The sequence below is a fragment of the Streptomyces lancefieldiae genome (genome assembly GCF_031845825.1).
GTDB lineage: Bacteria > Actinomycetota > Actinomycetes > Streptomycetales > Streptomycetaceae > Streptomyces > Streptomyces lancefieldiae.
This window is the reverse complement of the sequence record NZ_JAVRFH010000001.1, coordinates 17,446-39,723: the sequence shown is the minus strand read 5'-3', so window position 1 is coordinate 39,723 and position 22,278 is coordinate 17,446. Positions and strand designations below refer to the sequence as shown.

12 protein-coding genes are annotated in these 22,278 nt (G+C 71.0%); 6 read left to right on the top strand and 6 right to left on the bottom strand.

Going from position 1 to position 22,278, the window contains the following annotated elements; genetic code table 11:
* Positions 1–61: 61 nt before the first annotated feature.
* The 4 genes from RM812_RS00120 (at position 62) to RM812_RS00105 (ending at position 11,378) form a co-directional block, all read left to right on the top strand.
* Positions 62–1,300 (top strand): AAA family ATPase, encoded by a 1,239-nt coding sequence (locus RM812_RS00120; RefSeq protein ID WP_311570256.1) that lies wholly within the window; start codon positions 62–64, stop codon positions 1,298–1,300.
* A gap of 60 nt (positions 1,301–1,360) precedes the next feature.
* Complete coding sequence (locus tag RM812_RS00115; protein WP_311570255.1) at positions 1,361–1,969, top strand: hypothetical protein; 609 nt, start codon at positions 1,361–1,363, stop codon at positions 1,967–1,969.
* 221 nt (positions 1,970–2,190) lie between these two features.
* Positions 2,191–9,105 carry a DEAD/DEAH box helicase gene (locus tag RM812_RS00110; RefSeq protein ID WP_311570254.1) on the top strand — a complete coding sequence of 2,305 codons (6,915 nt, stop codon included), beginning with the start codon at positions 2,191–2,193 and terminating at the stop codon, positions 9,103–9,105.
* Positions 9,102–11,378, top strand: coding sequence for a UvrD-helicase domain-containing protein (locus RM812_RS00105; RefSeq protein WP_311570253.1), 2,277 nt, complete (start codon positions 9,102–9,104; stop codon positions 11,376–11,378). The genes RM812_RS00110 and RM812_RS00105 overlap by 4 nt, the downstream gene beginning before the upstream one ends.
* 33 nt (positions 11,379–11,411) lie before the next feature.
* Here RM812_RS00105 and RM812_RS00100 read toward each other — a convergent pair whose 3' ends face one another.
* Positions 11,412–12,377 carry a serine/threonine-protein kinase gene (locus RM812_RS00100; protein WP_311570252.1) on the bottom strand — a complete coding sequence of 322 codons (966 nt, stop codon included), beginning with the start codon at positions 12,375–12,377 and terminating at the stop codon, positions 11,412–11,414.
* Between the two features lie 188 nt (positions 12,378–12,565).
* Here RM812_RS00100 and RM812_RS00095 point away from each other — a divergent pair, with 188 nt between their 5' ends.
* Positions 12,566–12,979 carry a hypothetical protein gene (locus RM812_RS00095; protein ID WP_311570251.1) on the top strand — a complete coding sequence of 138 codons (414 nt, stop codon included), beginning with the start codon at positions 12,566–12,568 and terminating at the stop codon, positions 12,977–12,979.
* Positions 12,980–12,998: 19 nt separating this feature from the next.
* On the opposite strand, the gene RM812_RS00090 is transcribed toward RM812_RS00095, so the two are convergent.
* The 5 genes from RM812_RS00090 to RM812_RS00070 all read right to left on the bottom strand — a co-directional run bounded on the left by RM812_RS00090 (position 12,999) and on the right by RM812_RS00070 (position 20,999).
* Positions 12,999–16,172 carry a type ISP restriction/modification enzyme gene (locus RM812_RS00090; RefSeq protein WP_311570250.1) on the bottom strand — a complete coding sequence of 1,058 codons (3,174 nt, stop codon included), beginning with the start codon at positions 16,170–16,172 and terminating at the stop codon, positions 12,999–13,001.
* Positions 16,173–16,843: 671 nt separating this feature from the next.
* Positions 16,844–17,242 (bottom strand): hypothetical protein, encoded by a 399-nt coding sequence (locus tag RM812_RS00085; RefSeq protein WP_311570249.1) that lies wholly within the window; start codon positions 17,240–17,242, stop codon positions 16,844–16,846.
* A gap of 118 nt (positions 17,243–17,360) precedes the next feature.
* Positions 17,361–18,374 (bottom strand): alpha/beta hydrolase, encoded by a 1,014-nt coding sequence (locus RM812_RS00080; RefSeq protein ID WP_311570248.1) that lies wholly within the window; start codon positions 18,372–18,374, stop codon positions 17,361–17,363.
* A 56-nt stretch (positions 18,375–18,430) separates the two neighbouring features.
* The gene (locus RM812_RS00075; RefSeq protein WP_311570247.1) at positions 18,431–20,104 is read right to left on the bottom strand and encodes a phosphodiester glycosidase family protein; all 1,674 of its coding nucleotides are present in this window, start codon (positions 20,102–20,104) and stop codon (positions 18,431–18,433) included.
* A 109-nt stretch (positions 20,105–20,213) separates the two neighbouring features.
* Entirely contained in the window at positions 20,214–20,999 is a 786-nt protein-coding gene (locus tag RM812_RS00070; RefSeq protein ID WP_311570246.1) for an SAM-dependent methyltransferase, read from the bottom strand.
* Positions 21,000–21,304: 305 nt separating this feature from the next.
* Between RM812_RS00070 and RM812_RS00065 the strand changes: the two genes are divergently transcribed.
* Positions 21,305–22,123, top strand: coding sequence for an SAM-dependent methyltransferase (locus tag RM812_RS00065; RefSeq protein ID WP_311570245.1), 819 nt, complete (start codon positions 21,305–21,307; stop codon positions 22,121–22,123).
* Positions 22,124–22,278: the final 155 nt, after the last annotated feature.

Genomic DNA, 22,278 nt, shown 5'->3' with positions numbered 1-22,278 from the left:
CCACGCACGGTACGTACCGACCGCGCACGGAAGCCGTCCTTCGCACTCGATAGGTTCCCCCATGCCTGGCCGTCTTCTCGAACTGCACGTCGAGAACTTCCGCAGTCTGCGCGACGTGACCGTGCCGCTCGGTCCTCTCACGGTGTTGGTGGGCCCGAACGGGGCAGGCAAATCCAATGTGCTGAAGGTGTTCGACTTCCTCGCCGACATCATCCGCACCGACCTCCAGCCGGCGCTCGACACGCGGGGCGGGTTCGACGAGGTGGCGTTCTGGGGCGGGAACAAGCCGCCGACCACCATGCGTATCCACCTCAAGGCCACGTGGACGACCAACTCCACCCGCAACGCGCCGGACGAGTACGGCCTCACCATCCGGCGCCGCTCCCTGCGGTCCAAACAAACCAGCGAGCGCTCGCCCTACTACGCTCTTTCCCGTGAGGAGAGCTTCGCGTTCAAGCGCAAGCAGGGGCGGGGCCGGCGCATCACCATCAAGGGCGAGGAGGCGCGCATCCTCGACGTGCGGGCGGGCCAGAGCAAGGACAGCGGCAGCTTCGGTATCCGTAGGCTCAGCAGCGGACTGTCGACCCTTCCCCGGCTCGGTCCCGCGGACGGCGGGGACGAGGTGACGCGGGTCGCCGACCGGCTGTCGTCCTTCCGGGTCTTCGACGTCGACGTGGAGGCGGCCCGGCAGCCGACCCGCCTGCGCGGTGCGGACTTCGCCACCCTCTCCCCGCACGCCGAGAACCTGGCCGGATTCCTGATCCACCTCAGCGGTCGCGAGGAGATCTGGGATGATTTGGTATCTGACGCCCGTACGGTCCTGCCCCAGCTGGAGAGCATCGAGTTCGAGGAAGTCGGCGGGGCCACCGACCAGTTGACCGTCGTGCTGCGCGAGCATGGCCTGCGCCGTCTGACGCCGCTGGCCGACGCCTCCTACGGGACGGTCCGGCTGCTCGGGCTGCTCGCCCTGCTCTACGACCCCAATCCTCCGGCGTTCACCTGTATCGAGGAGATCGACCACGGGCTGCATCCGCAGGCCCTGGAACTCGTCGTGCAGCGACTGCGCGAGGCCGCCGAGCGGACGCAGTTCATCGTGGCAACCCACTCCCCCGCACTCGTGAACAGGCTCCGTCCGGAGGAGTTCGTCGTGTGCGACCGCGACGAGGACGGCGCGTCGATCATCCCGGCCCTCAGCGTCGACGAGGTGAAGGACATCGTCCAGGAGTCCGGTGAACAGCCGCTCGGGGAGTTGTGGTTCTCCGGCGTGCTGGGCGGCGACCTCACCGGGGGTGAGCTGTGACCCCGAAGGGGCGGCAGGGTGGGAGGTGGGCGACCGGAGCTCGGGAACGGGGGGGTCATCGTGCTGGCCGGTGAGGACCAGAACGACTGCGAAATCCTGGCCGCGCTGATACGCGCGAATAGGCCCGACCTCGATGCAATGGCCAAGCTGGTCCGCATCAACGACCCGGTGCGGCTGCGCAAGAAGACCGGTCCTGATCTCGCCGCCGCCGTGAGGACGCTGACCGGCAAGGCACGGGCCAAGGCACGCCAGCAGCGCGCCGAGTTGCTCGGATTCGTCGTCCACGAGGACCTGGACGGCTACACCGACGACCACTACGACCGAGTCCGCAGGACACTGACCGACGAGTTCGCGCGTCACTGCCAGGAGTTCCGGACGGCACTCGCGCTCGCCGCGTGGGAGAGCGAGGGCTGGCTGCTGCTCTTCCCGGACGCCTTCCCCTGCGTGCGTCCGCGGTGGAAGGTCCCCGACCGGCTGCTCGACAAGGACACCGGTCGTGTCAAGGACGCCAAGGAGGAGCTCAAGCGGGGACTCGGCCTGCCGGTGTTCCGGGAGAGCGACGGCCCGGCCGTCGCCCGCGAGGCGCTGAAGCACCGGCTGATCCCCTCCCCGCGTGGCAAGAACCGCTCGTACTCGGACTTCGTCGGGGAGCTCGAGGGCTGGACCTGATCGCAGGTGTCGCAGGCGGCGGGTCGGTGCCGCGGGGCATGGACATCACCGGGCATCCGCACCTCGTCCGCGCCCCGCGGCGGAGGCCGGGATTCGACCAGGTGGGTAACGATGTGCGAGGTGGGCGGTATTTTTGACGCTGATCGTCACGGCGCCCTCGCCGGCTGTCATGGCGTCGCGTGCCCGGCGGTCGTGGTTGCCGTCCTGCCCGAAAGGTCCTCGTGAAGCCCACCCTGGCCGCCGCGCAACTCCGCGGCAGTCTCACGCAGTACCTCACGACGACGTACGCGCTCGCCGACGAGGACACGCGGCTGGCACTGGAGCGGTTCCTCGGGGATCCGGAGACGGGCATCTTCCGGGGTCCGTACCTGCGGATCAGGACGCCGTTCCACCCGGCCGACGACGGATGGCGGTCGGCCTTGGAGTGGCAGCCGTCGTTCACCCCGTGGCGGCACCAGGCGAAGGCGTGGGAGCGACTGAGCACGTACCGGGGGGCGGCCGAGCCGACGCTCGTGACCACCGGCACCGGGTCCGGCAAGACCGAGTCGTTCCTGATCCCCGTACTCGACCACTGCCGGCGACAGAAGGCGCTGGGCCGGCGCGGGGTGAAGGCCGTACTGCTGTACCCGATGAACGCGCTCGCCACCGACCAGGCCGGCCGCATCGGCGACTACCTGGCGCAGCCGGAACTGGCCCAGGTGACGGCAGGTCTGTACATCGGCGACAAGCCGGACACCGACTTCCGGCGGGTGATGACGCGTCGCGAGGAGATGCGCCAGTCGCCCCCGGACGTGCTGATCACCAACTACAAGATGCTGGACCTGCTGCTCCAGCGGGCCGACGACCGGTTGCTGTGGGAGGGCGCGGACCCGGCGTACGTGGTGCTGGACGAGTTCCACACCTACGACGGTGCGCAGGGCACGGACGTGGCGATGCTGCTGCGGCGGCTGGCGTCCGCCGTGGGCGCCTCGAAGCCCGGGCGGCCGCTCGGTTCGATCTGCCCGGTGGCGACCTCGGCGACCCTCGGCGAGGGCGGGGGCGACACCAGCGGCATCCTCACCGTCGCCGAGCAGGTGTTCGGCGTGCCCTTCGGGCCCGACTCGGTGATCGGCGAGGAACGGCTGAGCGCCGACGACTTCGTCGGCGACATCGACTACGAGCTGCCCGAGCCTCCGAGCCCCAAGGAGGTCATCGACGTGTCGGGCGGGCCGGGCGTGGAGTCCGACCCGGACCGGCTCGACCTGGACGGGCTCGCCGAGCGGCTGCTGGGGCGGCGCGGCCTGGACGCGTTCCAGATCGGGCGGCTGCTGAAGAAGCACGACTTCACCCACGGCGTGCTCGCGCTGCTGAACGGCGATCCGCTCGACGAATGGGGGCTGCGGGACCGCATGGCCCGCTTCGGGTACGCGTGGGCGCGCACCGCGCGGGAGAATCCGCGGCTCGCATTGGAGGCGCTGTCGCGGTTCGTGGCCCTGCTGTCGTCCGCGCGGGACCCGGAGTCCGACGAGCGCCGGCCGCGTCCGCTGCTGCACATCGAGGCGCATCTGTGGGTGCGGCCGGTGGGGCGGGTGCTGAGCGGGGTGGGCGCCCGGCCCGAGTTCCGCTGGTACGAGGACGAGCGGACCGTCGCGCGGCGCTCCGCGCTCACCGCGGCGACCGCGTCCGAGGACTCGTCCGACGGCGACGAATGGCCGACGCCGGACGCGCGGCGGCCCCAGGCGCTGCCGGGTTCGGACACCGTGCAGCGGCCGGCGCAGGCCCACCTGCCCGCGGTCTACTGCCGGGTGTGCGGCCGCTCGGGGTGGGCGGCGCTGTCCCCGGAAGCCGACCCGCAGAAGCTGGAGACCAGCCCGCTGCGGATCTGGCAGGCCGCCGTCGGACGCGACAGGCGGCGACTGCGGTACTTCATCTCGGCGACGCCTGCCGAGGCCCGGGACGCCCTCGCCGCGCTCACCGGCACGGCGCCGAAACAGGCGGGCGGTGTCGATCCGCAGTCCGTGGTGGTGCTGGACGGAGCGCAGAGCACCTACCGCATGCCCGTCGCCGAGGACGGGGACGGGCTGCAGGACGCCTGGTTCGCGCGGGCCGTCCTCGACAAGAAGACCGCCGACCAGGCCGCCAAGGACGACACCTGCCCGGCGTGCGACACCGACAACGGCATCAGGTTCCTCGGTACCGCACTCGCCGCGCTGGCCTCCGCCACGGTCACCCAACTGTTCACCGGCGGCCAGGAGATCGCGCTGGCGCCGGAGGAGCGCAAGACGCTGCTGTTCAACGACTCCACCCAGGACGCGGCGCACCGGGCCGGATACGTCGCCAACGCCTCGTACAAGTTCTCGCTGCGCTCGCTGCTGGCGCACCGACTGGACGACACCGGTACGCCCCTCCCGCTCAACGACCTCATCGGTGACGTCCTGGACTCCGTGGACGACCCGCAGGCACTGGCCGCCGTCGTGCCGCCCGACCTGCACGACGAACCGGGCGTGGACCGGCTCCTGTCCGGGCGCGGCACCGGGGACGCGCGGACCTGGAAGCTCATCGGTGAGCGGCTCGCGTTCGCGACCGTCATGGAGTTCGGGCTGCGGTCGCGACTCGGGCGCACCCTGGAACTGACCCGGACCACGGCCGCGGAGGTGGTGCTCGCCGATCCGGACCGGATCGTCACGCTCGCCCGTGACCTGCACCTCACGCTGCCGGGACAACTGGGGCTGGACGGCGGCCTGCCCACACCCGACCGGTACCTGGCGTACGTACGGGGGCTGCTGGAGCGACTGCGGCTGCGCGGCGGCGTCCGGCACCGGTGGCTGGAGACCTGGATCAAGGAAGCGGGCGTCAACCAGTACCTCATCTCCGGGCAGCGGCCGGAGGGGATGCCGGCCTTTCCCGAGGGGTACGTCGCACCGCCGAGGTTCCTGCTCGCCGGTCCCAAGGAGAAGACCAAGTTCGACACGATCACCGGTCGTGGCAACTGGTACCAGGACTGGACACGGCGCTGCCTCGGCCTGGACGCGGCGCGGGCGACCGAGTACCTGCGCGGGCTGCTGCCGGTCCTCGCGGACGAGGGCGTGCTGTCGGTGCGCACCGCCAAGGACCGCACCACCCGCGTGTACGGGCTGCAGCCGGGCCACATCCAGGTGCGGCTCCTGGCGGACGACCTGGTCAACAAGGCGTTCGTGTCCTGCGAGGAGTGCGGCTGGCAGCAGGTGGTGCCGCCCGAGCGGCGCACCCGCTGGTACGGGCATCCCTGTCCGCGCTGGCGCTGCACCGGCGTTCTCACCCCTCCCCAGCCCGGCGTGTCGTCGACCGGCGCGGGCAGCGGCGGCTTCGGCGGGAAACTGGAACGCGACTACCGGACCGACTACTACCGCCGCCTGTATCTGACCGGTGGCACCTACCGGGTCGTCACGGCCGAGCACACCGGCATGCTGACCCGGCCCGAACGGGAGCGCGTGGAGCGGACGTTCCGGCAGGGCACCCACTACACCGACCCCAACGTGCTCTCCTGCACGCCCACCCTCGAGCTGGGCATCGACATCGGCGACCTGTCGGCGGTACTGCTCGGCTCGCTGCCGGGCGGACCGGCGAACTACGTGCAGCGTGCGGGGCGGGCCGGACGCCGGACGGGCAACGCCCTGGTGGTCGCCTTCGGTGGGCGACGGGCCCGCGACCGCTACTACCTGGACGCCCCGACCGAGATGATCGCCGGTGACATCGTGCCGCCGGGCTGCTACCTGTCGGCCGTCGAGATCCTGCGCCGCCAGTACACGGCGCACCTGCTGGACCGGGCGGCGCGCGGCGAGCTCACCACCGCCGACGGAGAGTTGCTCATGCCGGTGCCGCGCCTGTCGTCGGCGCTGTTCGGTTCGACCGGCTGGTGCCAGGACCTCTCGGACGCGGCGCTCACCCATGGGGCGCGGCTGGTGGAGGAGTTCCTGGCACTGTTCCCGCAGGCCTCCGACGGCGCGGAGGACGGCCGGGGAGTGTCCGCCCATGCCGCGGACGAGTTGCGTGCCTACGCCACCGGCGGCATCGCGCGCACCCTGCAGGAGGCCGAGGAGGAGTGGACGGCGCGCCGCGAGGAGCTGCGCCGTCGTATCGCCGCCATCGACACCGCGGTGGACGGGCTGCTCGCCGACGACCGTGAGCAGGGCGCCGAGCGGCGCGAGCTGCTCGCGGAACGGCGCGCCACGGGCGAGCTGCTGCGCGAGCTGAGCCAGACCAGCGCGCACGGCGCCCTCGTCGAACTGGGACTGCTGCCCAACTACAGCCTCACCGACACGACCACGTCGCTGGAGGCCACCCTCTACTGGAAGGAGGCCGCCGGGGACGAGGAGGGCACGGAGAGCCCGCAGGGCGACGACGAACGCCGGGAGTGGACCTACCGCAGCGAGGTGCGCGACTACGAGCGGTCCCGCAAACTGGCGCTCACCGAACTCGCGCCCGGCAACTCCTTCTACGTCAACGGCTACCGGCACGTGGTGCGCGCCCTCGACACAGGCAGCCCGGAACGGCGCGCCTGGGCGGTGTGGCGCCTGTGCCCGGCCTGCGGTTACGCGCGCACGCACGGCGATCCGAAGAACGACACCTCGCCGTGCCCGCGGTGCGGTTCCCGGGAGATCGCCGACGCGGGGTGCGTACACCACGTGCTGGAGCCGCGGCGCGTGATGGCCCGGGACAAGCGGGACGACGCCCGGGTGCGGGACGACCGTGACGAGCGGGACCGGAAGCGGTACGCGGTGCTCACCACCGTCGACATCGATCCGGCGCATCTGGCGACCGGGTCGTGGCGGCACGACAGCGCGGTCTTCGGCGCGGACTTCACGCGCAAGGCCGTCGTCCGGACCCTGAATCTCGGCGTCGACCGGCAGGACGGCAGCAGCACGGTCCCGCTGGCCGGGGACGACGTGCGGCTGAACCCGTTCTACGTGTGCGCCAGTTGCGGTGGGGCGACGGCCGACGGGCGGCCGGTCGTCGACCAGTCGCAGCACGCGCTCACCGCCTCGCTCGCCCGCTCCACCCGCGCGAGCGCCCACCACCAGCTGTGGTGTCCGCGCCGACGGCTGCGCGGCAGCGGGGAGGAGCAGGGCGCCGGGCAGGACGTGCCGTTGCTGCTGGCGCACGAGCTGACGACGGAGGCCGTCCGTATCCTGCTGCCGGCGTCCGTGGCACGGGCCAAGGAGCGGCTCGCCTCGTTCACCGCCGCGCTGTTCGCGGGCATAGCGGCCCGCTACGGCGGCGACCCCGACCACATCGACATCACCGCCGCGTCCATGCCGGACGGCGAGGACCGCGACTGGCCGCGCCGGTTCCTCGTCGTCTACGACCGGCTGCCCGGGGGCACCGGTTACCTGCATCGTCTGGCGACGTCCGACGGCTTCCGCGAGGTCCTGCTGAAGGCTCGCGAGGTGATCGAGGGCTGCGGTTGTCGGGAGAAGGGTCTCGACGGCTGTCACCGCTGCCTGCTGCGCCGCGTGCCGCCGGCCGACTACGACAAGGTCAGCCGCAACGAGGTCCGGCAGATGCTCGACGAGCTGCTCGGCGCGGAAGGTGAACGCTGGCGCACCTCGCCCATCGCCACCACCCAGCAGATCCCGATGCACCAGCAGGCCGAGAGCGATCTCGAGGTCCTGTTCATCGACACGCTGCGCGAATGGGCCAAACTGCCGGAGAGCCGTGCGAGCGGTGACGCCTACATCACGCCGGCCGGCACCCATGCGCTGGACCTGCGACTCACCGCCGCCGACGGCACGACACTGAGCTGGCGGGTGTCGCAGCAGCGCGTCTTCGACGGCACCCGCCCCGACGTCCTCTTCGAGCGGGTCGACGCGCCCGGCCCCCGTGTCGCGCTCTACCTGGACGGTTACGAATTCCACGCCGGCCGGGAGCACAACCGGGTCGCTGACGACGCGGAGAAGCGCACGCGGCTGCGCGCGGAAGGGCTCAGGGTCTTCCAGCTCACCTACGGCGACGTGCGGGACTGGCAGCGCCGTGTCCGGGACATCGGCCACGCGGGCGCGGGACCGGCCGACCCGGTGTGGGAGCCGTACGGCGACCAGGCCCGCGGCAAGGCACGCGGCTACTACGCCACGGTGTGGAACGCCCTGCCCGGTGAACTCGCGGAGACGGTGTGGGTCAATCCGGCCGTACAGCTCGTGGAGTATCTGCGCCGCCCGGACGCGGAGCGCTGGCGGTGGCGGGCGGAGGCCGCCCTGGCCGGCTTCATGGGGGCCGGGGCCCGCCCCGTCGCGCTGCCACCGGATGTGCTGGGCGAGCAGATCACGGCGGCGCTGCGCGGCAGGACTCCCGCAGGACCGCGCGGCCCCGTGCAACTGTTCACGGTGACGGACCGCGCGGGGCTGCCGCTGGTCTTCGCCGCGGACGGCCGGGCCAAGCCCCCCGCGTGGACAGGCATCGTCCTCCTCGACGACGCGCCCGGCGCCCACACGCAGGAGGAGGCACACAAGCGCCGCTGGCGGGCCTGGCTGTACTGGTCCAACCTGCTGCAGTTCCTGGACACCGGCGGCGGAGACGCCGTCCAGCTCACGACTGGCCGCCTCCACGGGTTCCCCGTCGAGGCCCTGGCGGTCACGGGCGGCAGTGGCGTCCTGGAGAGCGTCCGCACCACCCTCCCCCGCACAGCCGCCGCCGACGGCACACCCGCGACGGAGAAGACCACCACGCCTGCGCCACCGGCCCCCGCAACCGCCGAAGCGCCCCCCGTGAACATTCCCCCTCCTGTCCGGGGCGGGAAGTGGGACCGGGTCATCGAATACCTCGACCCGGACGAGCCCGGCCTGCTCGCGCTCGCCGAAGCCCTCGCGGCGCGCGGCGTCGCGGTGCCCGAGGACGGCTACGAACTCGACGAGAACGGCTGGCTGGCCGAGTTGGCGTGGCCCGCCGCACGGGTCGGCGTCGTGCTCGCCCCGCGCCCGCCGGAGGGTGAGGACGAGGATCCGGAGGCGGTCGACCGCGACCGCGCGTTCGCCGTGGCCGGCTGGGAGGTACGACCCGCCGCCGGCTGGACCGCCGACGCCCTCGCGGACCGCCTCGGCGGCGCACCACCGGCCGGCAGCCGGAGGCCACCTGACCAGCCTGATCGGACCACCACGGAAAACGGGGGGAACACACAGCCGTGACCGGCAAGAACGTGACGCTGCGCCTGCTCGACAAGGCGGACCGGGAGATCCTCAAGCTCCCCCGACCCGTCAAGGGCGCGATCTACGACTTCCAGCACAAATTCAAGACCAATCCGGATTCCGCGGGGCTGCGCCTCAAGCAGCTACAGGGGCACGACAAGCTGTACTCGGCGCGCGTCAACGACGAGTACCGCGCGCTGCTGCTGCGCCTGGCCGACGACGACTGGCTGATCGTCTCGGTCAAGCACCGCAAGGACGTGTACGCGCATCTGGACCGGCTGACGTACTCGGTCAACCGCGTCACCGGCGGCATCGAGTACGTCGACCTGCAGGTGGTGCAGGAGGAGGTACTCAGTGCCCGGGCACCGCGGGCGGCCACGCCCGCAGAGCCCGCTCAGCCCGTCGAACCTGCCCTTCCCGCCGAGCCGACCGGCCCCGAGCCGCTGTTCGCGAAGTGGTCGGAACAGGAGCTCACCGACCTGGGTGTGGCTCCGTCCCTGGTTCCGGTCGTCGCCGCGCTGACCACCGAGGACCAGCTCCTCGGACTCGTCGAGTACGCGCCGCAGCTCACCGGCGAGGTCCTGTTGGCCCTCTACGACGGGAAGGCGTACGCCGACGTCCTGGAGCAGGTCACCGCGCCTGTCGCGACGCCGGAGCCGGTGGACGTCGAGGACTTCCGTGCCGCCGTCGAACGTCCTGCCACCATCGTCACCACCACGGACGACGCGCTGCGCGAGGCCTTGGAGGGTGAGGACTTCGGCCGTTGGAAGGTGTTCCTGCACCCCACTCAGGCCAAGCTGGTCACCCGGGACTACAGCGGCCCGGCACGCGTGGGCGGCGGACCCGGCACCGGCAAGACGATCGTGGCGCTGCACCGGGTCAAGCACCTGGTCGAGCGGCTCCCGGCAGGCCGGAGCAAGCCGGTCCTGCTGACCACGTACAACAAGAACCTCGCGGCGGACCTGCGTTCACGGCTGCTCGCCCTGGGCGGCGAGACGCTGCTGTCGCGCGTCGAGATCAGTCACGTCGACCAGCTCGCGCTGCGCACCGTCCGCGAGGCGGAACCGGGCAACCGCAAGCGCATCGTCGACGAGGCACAGGCGGTCCGGGAATGGCGCTCGCTCCTCGACGAGCTCGGCGAGGACAGCTGGGACGCGGAGTTCCTGCACGACGAGTGGACCCAGGTGGTCCTCGGCCAGGCCGTGACCTCACGCACGGACTACTTCCGGGCGCGCCGCGCCGGACGTGGAGGCACGGTCACCCGTGCCGAGCGCGCCGAGATCTGGCAGCTCGTCGAGCGGTTCACCCAGCGCCTGGACCGGCTCGGAGTCCAGACATGGGACCAGATCGCGGAGCGGGCAGCACAGTTGGAGGCGGAACGGGCCCGGCGCATCCAGGCCATCGAGCGCCGCCGGGAGGAAGCGGGCGGCCTGGACAACGTCCACGTGGCCGACGGCTCGGGAGGCTGGCTGCGCTACCGGTACCGGTACATCGTGGTGGACGAGGCCCAGGACCTGCGGCCCGCCCACTGGAAGATGCTGCGCGCGATGACCGCCCCGGACCGCAACGACCTCTTCCTGGTCGGTGACACACACCAGCGCATCTACAAGAACCAGGTGACCCTCGGCAGCCTCGGCATCAACATCCGCGGCCGGTCGTCGAAGCTGTCGTTGAGCTACCGCACCACCCGGCAGATCCTGCGCTCCGCGCTGAACGTGCTCGGTGACGAGACGTACGACGACCTCGACGGCGGTGGCGAGACGCTGGCCGGGTACCGCTCCGTACTCAGTGGCGCGGTCCCGGATCTGCACCGGCGCAACGACTGGGTGGAGGAACGCGAGGCGATCGCCGCGCTGATCGAGTCCTGGGGTCAGGTGCCGCACGAGCAGATCGCGATCGCCGTACCCACCAACCGCATGGCGACCGAAGTCGCGTACACACTGATGCAGCACGGCATCCACGCTCTGGAGATCGGCCCGGACGGGCCCCGCGACGACAGCGGCGTCCACATCGGCACGATGTACCGGTTCAAGGGACTCGAGTACCAGCGCATGATCATCGCCGGGGTGACCGACGGGCTGGTGCCCCGCGCGGACGTCCAGCAGCGGCGGACCACGAACCCGGCGCGCCACCGAACGGAGATGCAGCGCGCGCGGTCCCTGCTCTTCGTGGCGGCCACGCGGGCCCGGGACAGCCTGGACGTCTTCTGGCACGGGGAGCCCAGCCCGTTCCTCGAAGCGCTGATCAGGGTCAGGCCCCCGGCCGCGGCATGACCCGCCACGCGATCGTGCCGCGGACGGCTTCGGCTAGTAACGCGGCACGATCGGCCCCCGGGGCGCGATCGGTCCCTGGGGCACGAGGAAGGGCCGTCGGGGATCCTCCGGTGGCATCCTGCGGATCGCCAGCGCCGGATCGGGGGCCGGCAGATACGGGGCGAGGGCCGCGTACACTTCCGCCGCGTCGCCGGGGCGGTCCTCCGGACGTTTGGCGAGCAGTGCGTGCGCCAGGTCCTGGAGAGCCGTCGGGACCTCGACACCGCACTCGGCCGTCCGGGGCGGGGGCGCGGTGAGGTGCTGGGTGACCAGCTCGGCGGGGCGCTCGCTGCGGAAGGGAGGGTGGCCGGTGAGCATGTGGTGCAGCAGGCACCCCACGGCGTACAAGTCGCTCCGCCCGTCCAACAACTTTTCGCCGGCGAGGAGTTCGGGCGAGGCGTAGGCGACGTTGCCGAGCGTCTCGCCCGTCATGGTGAGCTGCGGGTCGGTGTCCGAGAGAACCTTCACCAGACCGAAGTCGAGGATCTTCACCAGACCGCTGGAGCCGACCATGACGTTCTGCGGCTTGAGGTCGCGGTGCACGAGACCGGCCGCGTGCGCTGCCGACAGCCCCGAGCACAGCTGCGCGGCCACGGAGACCGCGGCGGGCACGGGCAGGCACCCGTCGTCGGCACCGTCGATGACATTGTCGAGAGTCGTCCCGTCGACGAGTTGCATCACCAGGCAGCAGACGTCCTCGGTGACGGCGGCGTCGTACACGGTGGTGATGTTGGCGTGATCCAGACGAGCTGCGGCCTTGGCCTCCCTCTCGAAGCGTGCCAGGGCTGTGGCACGCCAGTCCTGCAAAGCCAGAAGGTCGGCAGCCACGGTCTTGACCGCGACAGGACGCTCCAGGTACACGTCCGTCCCCTGCCAGACATGCCCCATCGCCCCTCTGCCCAGAATCCGGTCCAGCCGGTACCTGTTGCGCAGAACCTTGCCCGCGGCGAACTGTTCCACGTTCACTTCCCTCGACGCACCCAGTGGCATGCCGGTGCGCCACCCACCCGGTGGGCCCGCCGTCGACAGCCCGAACGAAAGCAGTCAACCAGTCGTTGCGTTGCGAATCGACGCGCGGGTCGAGGACGGGAAGACAGCGGCCACCGCGATACGGCCCCACGCTGCCCGGGTGTGCTAGGCATGTTCCCATGCCGCTGCCGCACATCGTGCTCACGGAGTCACAGCTTCGCCTGCTGGCGGAGCTCGTACTCGCTCCCCTCCCCGTCCGGGAGGGGAGCGACTTCGCCGTGGACCAGGAGGTGACGGCGGCGCGAGGTCTTGATCACGAGGTGACGCTTGTGGATTTGTCCCTCCTTGCCGTCCTCGGGCTTGTCGTACGGGAGGCCCACTCCGCGCAGATCACCGACCTCGGGACGGCTGTGCACTATGAGGTACAGCTCGGCGACGCGCACGCCCGCCTCGGGGACGTGATCCGCTTCGCCGGTGCCGTCGAGAGCGAGCATCCCCGGATCGCCCGGACGCTTCGTCTGCTGGCACAGGGCGACATCACTCTGCGGGCAGCGGTCGCTGATGTGGGCTCCTCGGAGCAGCAGTACGGCTGAAGCGGGGCTCGGCTTCCCCTCACCCCTCGGGGAAGAGCCCGTCAACCGCCGGATGCCGGGCCTTGCGTGCCGCGGGAGACACGGGCAGCACCCGAGCCGCCACCAGTTCCTCCTCCGTCACCACCGGGCCGGCCAATAACGCGGACAACAAGGCATCCTGAACGGGGGCGAGGTCGGTCAGGCGGCGAAGGACCGAGAGCAACTCGATGAGTTCCCTCGTCCACTCGGAAGGCCAGGCCTCGACGTGGATGTCGTCGAGGGGACTGGTCTTCTTGCTGTTGGGTGAGGCCTTCCGGTAGCCGAACCACTTCTTGATGACGGGCATTCCGCCGACGTCGTACGTCCACACCGCTTCCGGCACGGGGGCGAACTCCCCCTCGCCGACGTGCAGCGTCGCCGACTCGGCATCGTGCCGTATCCGCTCGGGAAGCGTGTCGCCGATGTGGCTGACGTACCGCACCCTGCATGGGTCCCCGGGCGGGAACTCCACCTTGCCGACAGGGCGTTCCTGCGCCGGGTCGGCGCACCGGGCTCCGTATGTGGACGCCCACAGGACCTGGCGGCCGAGGGTGACGGCCTCGTCCCAGAGTGCGCCGTCACGGGTGAGCGGGAGCCGTGTGCCCGGCGTCAGGAGTTCCTCCGTGAACCTCTGGGTGAAAGCCGAATGCCCCGCGACGGCGACGGCGTACGCCGCCAGGTCGTCGGCCACGATCCGTGCGCGGCCGAGTGCCCGTGCGAGGTACGGCAGGAGGCCGACCGCGGTATTTGCGGAACCGTCGGGGTGCAGCAGGGGCATGATGCGGCCGCCGCGGCCGTTGAAGTGATGCGTGTCGGGGATCAGGTGCGTCGCGATCAGCGCGGGGCCCGAGTCGATCGAGTGCGATGACTGCTGGTTGAGGAAGAGCTGCCCGTCACGCTGGGCGGCCGCCCACAGGTCGGGGCGGGGACGGTCGAGTGCGCGGTTGTCTGCGATGATGTGCTGCCGGTCGAAGCTGCGCAGGGCCATGCGTACGAGGTGCGGGGTGGTGTCGCCTTCCTCGGCAAGCGGCTTTCTGCGGGCGGTCTGGCCGGGCAACGGGTCTCGCTTGCCGGTCAGCGTCCGGTCCCCTGTCTCCTTGAAGAGTTCCGCCCGGCGGGCCGGGTCGGATTCGCGTATCAGCGTCGCCCACCGGCGGCGCAGGGTCTCCTCCGAGGGGGCGCTCACCCATGAACGGTTCGACGTGATGCCCAGACTGCCCCAGGGGAACAGATCGTTGAGCTCGGGGTAGTCCTCCCAGCCCGACTCCGTCACGGGCGTGAGCGGCCGTGTCGGGTGCGTGTGGGTGTCCCGCCATCCGTCGTCGTCCAGCCGGATCGCCCGCAGCCGGCGGAACTTGTCCGCACGCATCCCCGACAAGGCCCGGTAGTGCACGTGTGCCCGGTGCTCCGGTCCTCGCTCGATTCCCGCCCGGCGGGCGAAGACGAAGATGGCGAGCGGCTGTGCGACGCCTGGGAAGACGCGAGTGGCTGCATCGGGACGCTGGCCCTCCGGAGAGAGGTTGACGATCCAGCCCTCGTCACAGGTCCGCCGCAGATAGTCACGCATCCCCCGTCCGCCGGGACCTGTGGCCCACCCGGACGGAGTGATGAAACAGACCACTCCGTGCCGGTCTTCGGCATGGGCGTCGAACACCTTCCAGGCCGCCCACCGCCAGAAGTACACGTACATGTTCTTGAGCATGTGCTCGTAGCGGCCGTTGCCCGCGTGACGGAAGTCGTCGAGCAGTGGCCTTTCTCCGCGGTCCGCGCGTTTCTCCACCCAGCCGCCGCGCCCCTCGGCCTTGTCGTCGTACGGCGGGTTGCCGACGACGACGGTGATCGGGGTGTGCGCCTTGACCTTGTTGGCGCGTCTACGCGACTGAGCGAGCGCCTCGTAAGTGGACGCCAGGTACTCCTCTTCGGCGTACGGGTTGTCCAAGGTGTCGGTGACGAAGAGGTTGAGGCCGCCCTCCGGCACCGACACGCCGTACTTCTTGAGCAGGTCCGAGGCGCACAGTTCGGCGACGGCGAAGGAGCCCGTCTGCAGTTCGAAGCCGTACAGGCGAGAGGCGAGCCGTTGCACGGCGTCGCGGGCCATCGCGGGCCCGTGGCACTCGGCGGCCTGTTCGGCGACGCGCTCGATGACGGTGTGCAGGAAGGTACCGGTGCCCATGGCGGGGTCGACGATCCGTACGTCGTCGTCGGCGAAGCCGTGTTCCCGGCCGAGTCGGGTGCGTAGGACGTCCTCGGTGAGACGGATCATCTCCTCGACCACTTCGCGCGGTGTGTAGTAGGAGCCGCTCCGCTGGCGCAGGGCCGGATCGTAGACCGTGAGGAAGTGTTCGTAGAGGTGGAGGTAGGCGTCCCGGTTCCCGCTGCGGACTGCCGGCCAGTCCACTTGCTCGACCGTACGCGTCAGCAGATCGAGGGTGATGGTGAAGCGCGCGTTGACGTTGTCCGTCAGGAGCTGGAGTGCCTTGCCCATGAGGGCGTGGCCGTCGTCGAGGCGGCGGCCGATCTCGTGAAAGGAGTCGGGCGCGAGCGGGATGTCTTCCGTGCGAGCCAACAGGAGCGAGAAGGTGACGGTCTGGGCGAAACCGTCGGAGAAGGTGGCGTCGTCGGCAGACGGGAAGAGGTAGCGGCGCCAGTCGTTCTTGAGGCCGGTGAAGGGCCGTGCGCGCACGTCGTCGTCGGGTGCGGACGATCTGGCCTCCGCCGACAACTGTTCCTGCACGGCGGCGCGCAGCAGTCTGCACAGGCGGGCGATCTCCTGCACCAGACGGTCGACGTGTCTGATCGGCGAGGGTTTCCACCCGAGGAACTGCTGGAGCAGCGCGTCGAAGGCCAGCGGGTCGGGTACGGCGAGTTTGTCGCCCGCACTGCCCAGCGAACCGGCGAAGAACACGGTCTCGCCGACCTGCCTGCCGCCACGGAAGAGCCGCCACTCCGTGCCGTTCGAGTACAACAGGTTCGGCAGGTCCCGGAGTTTGTCCCACTGCTCCCGGTTGCCGCGGCCGAAGGTGTCCGGATCGACGGACAGCCCTGGACGTTTGAGTTCGACATAGCCGCTGATCTTCCCGTTCACACTCACCGCGTAGTCGGGCCGGACGCCGAGGTCCGGCAGCGGGTACTCGTCGTACCAGCTCACCCGGTGCTGTTCGTGGTGCTCGCTCACCGCTCGCAACAGGACTTCCAGCGGGCCCCGAATCGCAGCCTCCTGTCCGCCACCCCCCGCCAGTTTGTCCTTACACGTTCCACCGAACCGCGACACGGCAGCACGAAGCCACCCGTACTGATCCCCACCCATGGTCCCCCCAAGGACACGATCGCTGAACACCGGCGCACGGTCCGGGGCTCACCGCGTCCATGGTGGCAACGGCGTGACGGGGCGTCAGCCCTCGCGACGGCCCTTCCGGTGGTATGCGCACTCAACAGGGGCGCGCGCCGCAATTGCGCGCCCCAGTTCACAGCCCGGCTCATTCACCGGGCAGAGCCCCTGCTCGCTCCCGGCAGGCCGCAAGCACCCACCTGAAAGCCCTCCCAGGCAAGCAGAGTTTGAAAGCACTGTCAATGCACGTTTCACTAAGGGGCGCCATGCAGGGCCGGTACCTCTCGGGGGTCGGTGTCCGACAGTGGCTCGAGGGAGTGGCCGGAACCGTCACGGACCGCCTGCGGCGGTAGGCCTGTGGGCCCAGGCCGGCACGCGATACCCCCCAGTGGACCGTGGAAGGTCGACAACCGCGGTACCAGGTCCCTCGGACGAGGCTGTCGCGGAACGGAGCCCGGCCGGAAAGCTCCGGGCGGGAGCCTCCACGAAAGACCGCCCACCAGCCTGTCGGCGCGGTCTCAGAGACCCGCCCGCGCCAGCAGGACCGGCAGGGCTTCCGGCTTGACCTTCTGCACCGACCGCACTTGCCCCAGCGCCAGTTCCTCACGGCCCACCGGGTCGCGGTACAGCGCCTTCGTCGCCTCGGGCAGCAAGGACACCGCGACCAGGTAGGAGTTGGCGGGGTCGTCGGGGTCCTCGCAGGGCTCCTCGTCGACCTCGGCCACCGCCGCGACCGCCGACTCCGGGTGGGTGAAGAAGAACCAGAGGCGGTCGCCCGGCCGCATGCGGTTGCGGCGGCTGAGCCAGAAATCCAGCTCCGGCTCCTCCTCGGCGAGTTGGCGCATCGTCTCCTTGTCGGACGGCTCCCCGTCCAGCGTGTCCTTGAGCGGATTGAGGATGTAGATCCAGTCCGCCATGAAATCCCTCTCGATCAGGGCCACTCGGCCCGCAAAAAGACACGTCGGTGCAGCCCCTCATGGTGCCAGGCCGCGGGGAAGAGGGGTACGTATTTTCGAGATCCACACCGCGAGATGGTCAGCCCTCGACCCCCAACGCCCCCAGCAACATCGGCAGCGAGGCGTGCAACTCCCGCTCCCAGTACGCCCACCCGTGCGTCCCCGGACCGTAGAAGTGGGTGGTCAGGTGCCTGGCCCCCACCCGGCGCAGCTCCGCCGCCAGGGCGTGGTTCTGCCGGTAGAAGTCGGCCTCGAGGGCGCTCGTGCTGCCCGGTGGGTCCAGGGGGCCGGTGGTGCCGTCGCCGCAGGACAGGTACACCGGGATGGAGCGGAGGCGCTTCGCGAGGTGGAACGGGTCGTGGGACTGCCAGATGCGGCGTTGGGCGACCGGGTCTCCCCAGACGCGGAGCGGGTCGTTGTCCTGGCCGGCGAAGAAGCCCAGGATGCGGTTGATGGACTCGTCGTTCAGGAGGGGGTGCGCGGAGCCGGAGTAGGCCGCCGTCGCCTTGAACATTCCGGGGTGGCGGGCGGCGTAGAGAAGGGCGCCCTGGCCGCCCATCGACAGGCCGGCCACGACGCGGTTGCTGCCGGCGCCCCAGTCACGTTCCAGGAGGCGGCGCAGTTCCACCGTGTGGAAGGTCTCCCAGGCGGGGTCGCCGCCCTTGCCGTGGTTCCACCAGTCGCTGTACCAGCCGTTCCAGCCGGCCTCGGGCATGACGACGAGGACGTCGCGCAGGCTCTCGGTCCGCGCGACGTCGGTCTTCGCGGTCCACGAGGTGTAGTCGCCGCAGCAGCCGTGGAGCAGCCAGAGGGTCGGCCAGTGCTGTCGGCGTCGGTCGTCCGGGTTCCAGCCGTCCGGGGTGAGCAGGCGGACGTTGACCGTGCGGCCTCCCAGGGCCGTTGACCGTACCGACAGGTCGACCTGCCGGTCCGCGACCTGGGTGACGGCGACGACTTCGGCGCCGGGACGGGGGTTGCCCGCTTTCCCCGTGGCCAGGGCCGGGGCGGTCGGGGTGAGGGTGGCGAGCAGTACGGACAGGACGAGCAGGACTCGGGCTCGTAGGGTCAGGGCGGTGGGCACGTTCGCGAACACGGCGGCTCCCTGGGGTGGGTTGCTGTTCGTCGTGCTGTGGTGCGGGGCTTCGTACGTCAGTGGGTGGCAGGTGCGGGTCGCTGGTGGTGCGCGCGGGGCAGGATCAACAGCGCCTCTCCGACGGGGCGTTCGCCGGCGGCGTCCGACGGGGTGTTGATCACGGTGCCGTCCGTCACCATCGTCGTCGAGCCGCCGCCGTCCAGGTTGACCGCGTCGTGCAGTCCCAGTGACTTGGCGACCTCGGCGCTCTCGCCGATGCTGAGCCCGAGGGACGCCGTGCTGCGTCCGTCGGCCGTGACGAGTACCGTGCGGCCGGCCGCGTCCACCCCGGCCAGGGTGCGGGGGTTGCGTTTGTGGACCCAGCCGTAGTACCAGCTCGGGTCGCCGGGGTGCACCATGCCGTCGGTGGCGGGCGTCACGTGGATCCGCCCGTCACGGACGAGTTCGGGGCCGGCGTTCAGGATGTCGGTCCGGGGGGAGGGGGAGACCCGGTGGCCGTGCTCGTCCAGCAGGGTTGCGCTGACGCGCAGGCGGACGCCCACGCGGGCCAGGGCGGTCAGGTCCGCTACGCGGGTGCCGGTCGCCTGGACGGAGCTGCCGCCCGGCGGGAGTGACCCGCCCCGTGGTGAGCGCAACTCGACCACCCGGTCGTGGGCGTCGAGTACGGCCTCCAGTCCCGCGCCCTGCGGGGTGTGCCGGCCGTAGTCCGGTGTGAAGGTCACCAGTTCGTCGGGGTTCGTACAGGTCACGTCGTGCAGGGGCAGCGAGGTGGGGGCGTCGCCCTTGCTCCCGCCGCAGTTCCTGACCAGGCCCGGTACGCGGTTGACGCCGTTCAGGTGGAGGGAGGAGGTGCGGCCCTTGACCCGGCCTTGCCAGGTGAGGCGGGTGACCTCCGTCCCGCGGGCGTTGTCCTGGATCACCAGGCCGGGGCGCCCGGCCACCGGTTCGCTCAGCAGGCGTCCGTCGTACACGCCCACGCCGGCCGGGTCGCCCGGTGCGCCCGCCTTGGGGTCGAGGACGAAGAAGCCCGCGTTGACCGCGGCGGTCGCGTGCGCCGACGCCGACAGTGCGCTGGTCGTCTCCCGGTTCTCCAGGTTCGGCCCGTACGACGCGTCGAGGCTGCCGCGGAAGGTGCGCGGGTCGATGGTGAGTACGTCGACGTGCCAGGGGCCGCGGTCCGCGGCCTCGCCGTCCCAGCCGGTGTACACGGCGGAACCCGTGTGTCCGGCCGCCCTCAGGCGTGTGCGTTCGGACGTCGCGGCGGACTGCGCGGCGAACGTTCCGACGCGGACCCGCCAGCCGAGTGTGCCACCGGGGTGGTCGGCCGTTGCCGGTGTCGTCACTTCCTCCGCCCGGGCTTCGAAGCCGTCCTGCCGCAGCTCGGCGGTCAGTTCGTCGGCGCTCGCCCTGTCCTTGAGGGCCGTCGGCGGTGCGTCGGGGTCCGGTGAGGTGTCGCCGCCGGGGATGGAGACCTCGACCGTCCAGTGGAGTGCCGGGTCGGCGGCGTTCCCGCGCACGATGCGGGTGAGGGTGACGCCCGGCTGGAGGGTTGTCGTGGTGCGGCTCTCGGGGAGGCCGGCGGGGCCCAGGGGCAGGGCGGGGCGGCTCGAGGGTGGGTGTGGGTGCGGCTGCGGCTGCGGCTGCGGCTGCGGGGAAGCCTGAGCCGGCAGCGCGCCCAAGGTGGCGAGGACGCCGAGAACGGCACCCGTGGCACACAGTCTCTTCTTCATCCGCCCCGCCCCGTGCCGACCATGGACACCCGCCAACCCACGCTGCGCACAAGTATCGACCGGTTCCGGCTCACGTCAAGAACTGCCCACCGTCGGCGGAGAGTCCGGCTCAGGGGACCCGGGCGACGCCGACGTAGAAGCCGCTGCGCTCCTGCACCGGTGCCGGTTCCTCCTGGTACCACTCGGTGGCGAACACCAGGCCCGGCGCCACGAGTTCCAGTCCGTCGAAGAAGGGCTCGACCTCGCTCCGGGTGCGCATCCTCAGCGGAATCGCACCCTTCTTGTACGCGGCCTCGGTCTCCTGCTTCAGCTCCGGGTGCTGATCGGCCGTCCCGTGCGAAAGCAACAGGAAACTGCCGGTCGGCAACGCGTCGACCAGCGTGCGGACCACGCCGTACGGGTCCTCGTCGTCCGGCAGGAAGTGCAGGAGTGCGATCAGCGAGAGGGCCACGGGCCGCTCCAGGTCCAGCAGTTCACCGGCGCGCTCGAGGATCGTCGCGGGCTGCCGCACATCCACGTGGAGGAAGCCGGTGGCGCCCTGAGGGGTGCTGGTCAGCAGGGCTTCCGCGTGCCGCAGGACGATCGGGTCGTTGTCCGCGTAGACGATGCGGGCGCCCGGCGTGATCGCCTGCACGATCTGGTGCAGATTGGGTTCGGTGGGGATGCCGGTGCCGATGTCGAGGTACTGGTCGACGCCGCTCTTCGCCAGCCAGGCGGCGGCGCGGTGCATGAACGCCCGGTTGCGCGCCGCGTTGCCCCGCGCCTCTTCGGGCAGCGTCTCCCCGACCTGCTGGTCGACGGGATAGTTGTCCTTTCCGCCCAGCAGCCAGTCGTAGACGCGCGCGGGGTGGGGTTTGCTGGTGTCGATGTGGACTCGGGGTGTTCCGGCGGTCACAGGACGCTCCTCCGTAAACGGAACCACGGGCAACTGAGTTCTCGGCCGGGCGTGGAAGAACCGAACACCGCATGCCACCGAACACCGCATGCCTGCAGAACCCGCTCCACGGGCCGGGGCCGCCACCCTATCCGGCCCGGTCACGGGCTGAAGCGGCGAGGCCGCACGGTGCGCGAGCGCGCGGGCGGCGTTGTCCGTGGTCTGCCCTGCCGGACGCCCGCGGCCATGCCAAGATGATGCTCCGACAGTCACTCGCCGCGCTTTTCCCGTGGGTGGCAAGCGAGTTGAGGACGGAGTCAGGCAGCATGACCTCCCTGAGCGGCGGCGAGAGCACCGCCCACCCCTACCTGATCGACACGAGCAAGCCCCATCCGGCCCGCATGTACGACTACTTCCTGGGCGGGAAGGACAACTACGAGGTCGACCAGAAGGCGGCCGAGCAGTTCATGAAGGCGGCCCCCGAGGTACGGGCGGGCGTCCTCGCCAACCGGCACTTCATGCACCGCGCGGTCCGGCACGTGGTCGCCGAGGGCGGCGTCCGGCAGATCCTCGACGTGGGCACGGGCCTGCCCACGGAACCCAACGTGCACCAGATCGCGCGGGCCGTCGCACCGGAGACGCGGGTCGCCTACGTCGACAACGACCCCATCGTCAGCACCCACTCCAGGACCCTGGCGGACGGCGCCGACACCTCCGTCGTCCTGGCCGACCTTCGCGACCCCCGGGCGATCCTCGACCACCCCGAGGTGCGCGGGGTCATCGACTTCGACCGGCCGGTGGCCCTGCTGCTGGTGGCCGTCGTCCACTTCGTCTCCGACGCGGAGGACCCGGACGGCGTCGTCGCCACCCTGCGCGACGCGCTGCCCGCCGGCTCCTACCTGGTGCTGTCGCACGCGACGGGCGACGTCCACGAGGACCGGCGCGAGGACGCGGCGGCCGTCTACAACGACGCCACCGCGTCCCTGCACCTGCGCCCGCACGCCAGGGTCCTCGACCTCTTCGGTGACTTCGCGCTGGTCGAGCCCGGACTGGTCCGGGTCACCGATTGGCGCCCCGACGAGGCGCCGCGGCGCGACGCCCCGCCGATCGGCATCTACGGCGGGGTGGCCAGGAAGAACGCCTGACCGGCCCTGACCGGCGCTGACCGGCGCTGACCGGCGCTGACCAAGCCTGCGGGCCCAGCGGCGCGAGGCCGATCGTGGTGGGCGCGGAGTCCCCCGTCCGAGCCCCCAGGGCAGGTACTCCCGTCACTCCGGGACCCCGGCCGTGCCGTCGACGG

What these genes read in the sequence shown, in the direction of transcription:
- RM812_RS00120 (WP_311570256.1), top strand. Translation starts at nt 62, where the DNA reads ATGCCTGGCCGTCTTCTCGAACTGCACGTCGAGAACTTCCGCAGTCTG.
- RM812_RS00095 (WP_311570251.1), top strand. Translation starts at nt 12,566, where the DNA reads ATGCCGCTGCCGCACATCGTGCTCACGGAGTCACAGCTTCGCCTGCTG.
- RM812_RS00085 (WP_311570249.1), bottom strand. Translation starts at nt 17,242, where the DNA reads ATGGCGGACTGGATCTACATCCTCAATCCGCTCAAGGACACGCTGGAC.
- RM812_RS00075 (WP_311570247.1), bottom strand. Translation starts at nt 20,104, where the DNA reads ATGAAGAAGAGACTGTGTGCCACGGGTGCCGTTCTCGGCGTCCTCGCC.
- RM812_RS00065 (WP_311570245.1), top strand. Translation starts at nt 21,305, where the DNA reads ATGACCTCCCTGAGCGGCGGCGAGAGCACCGCCCACCCCTACCTGATC.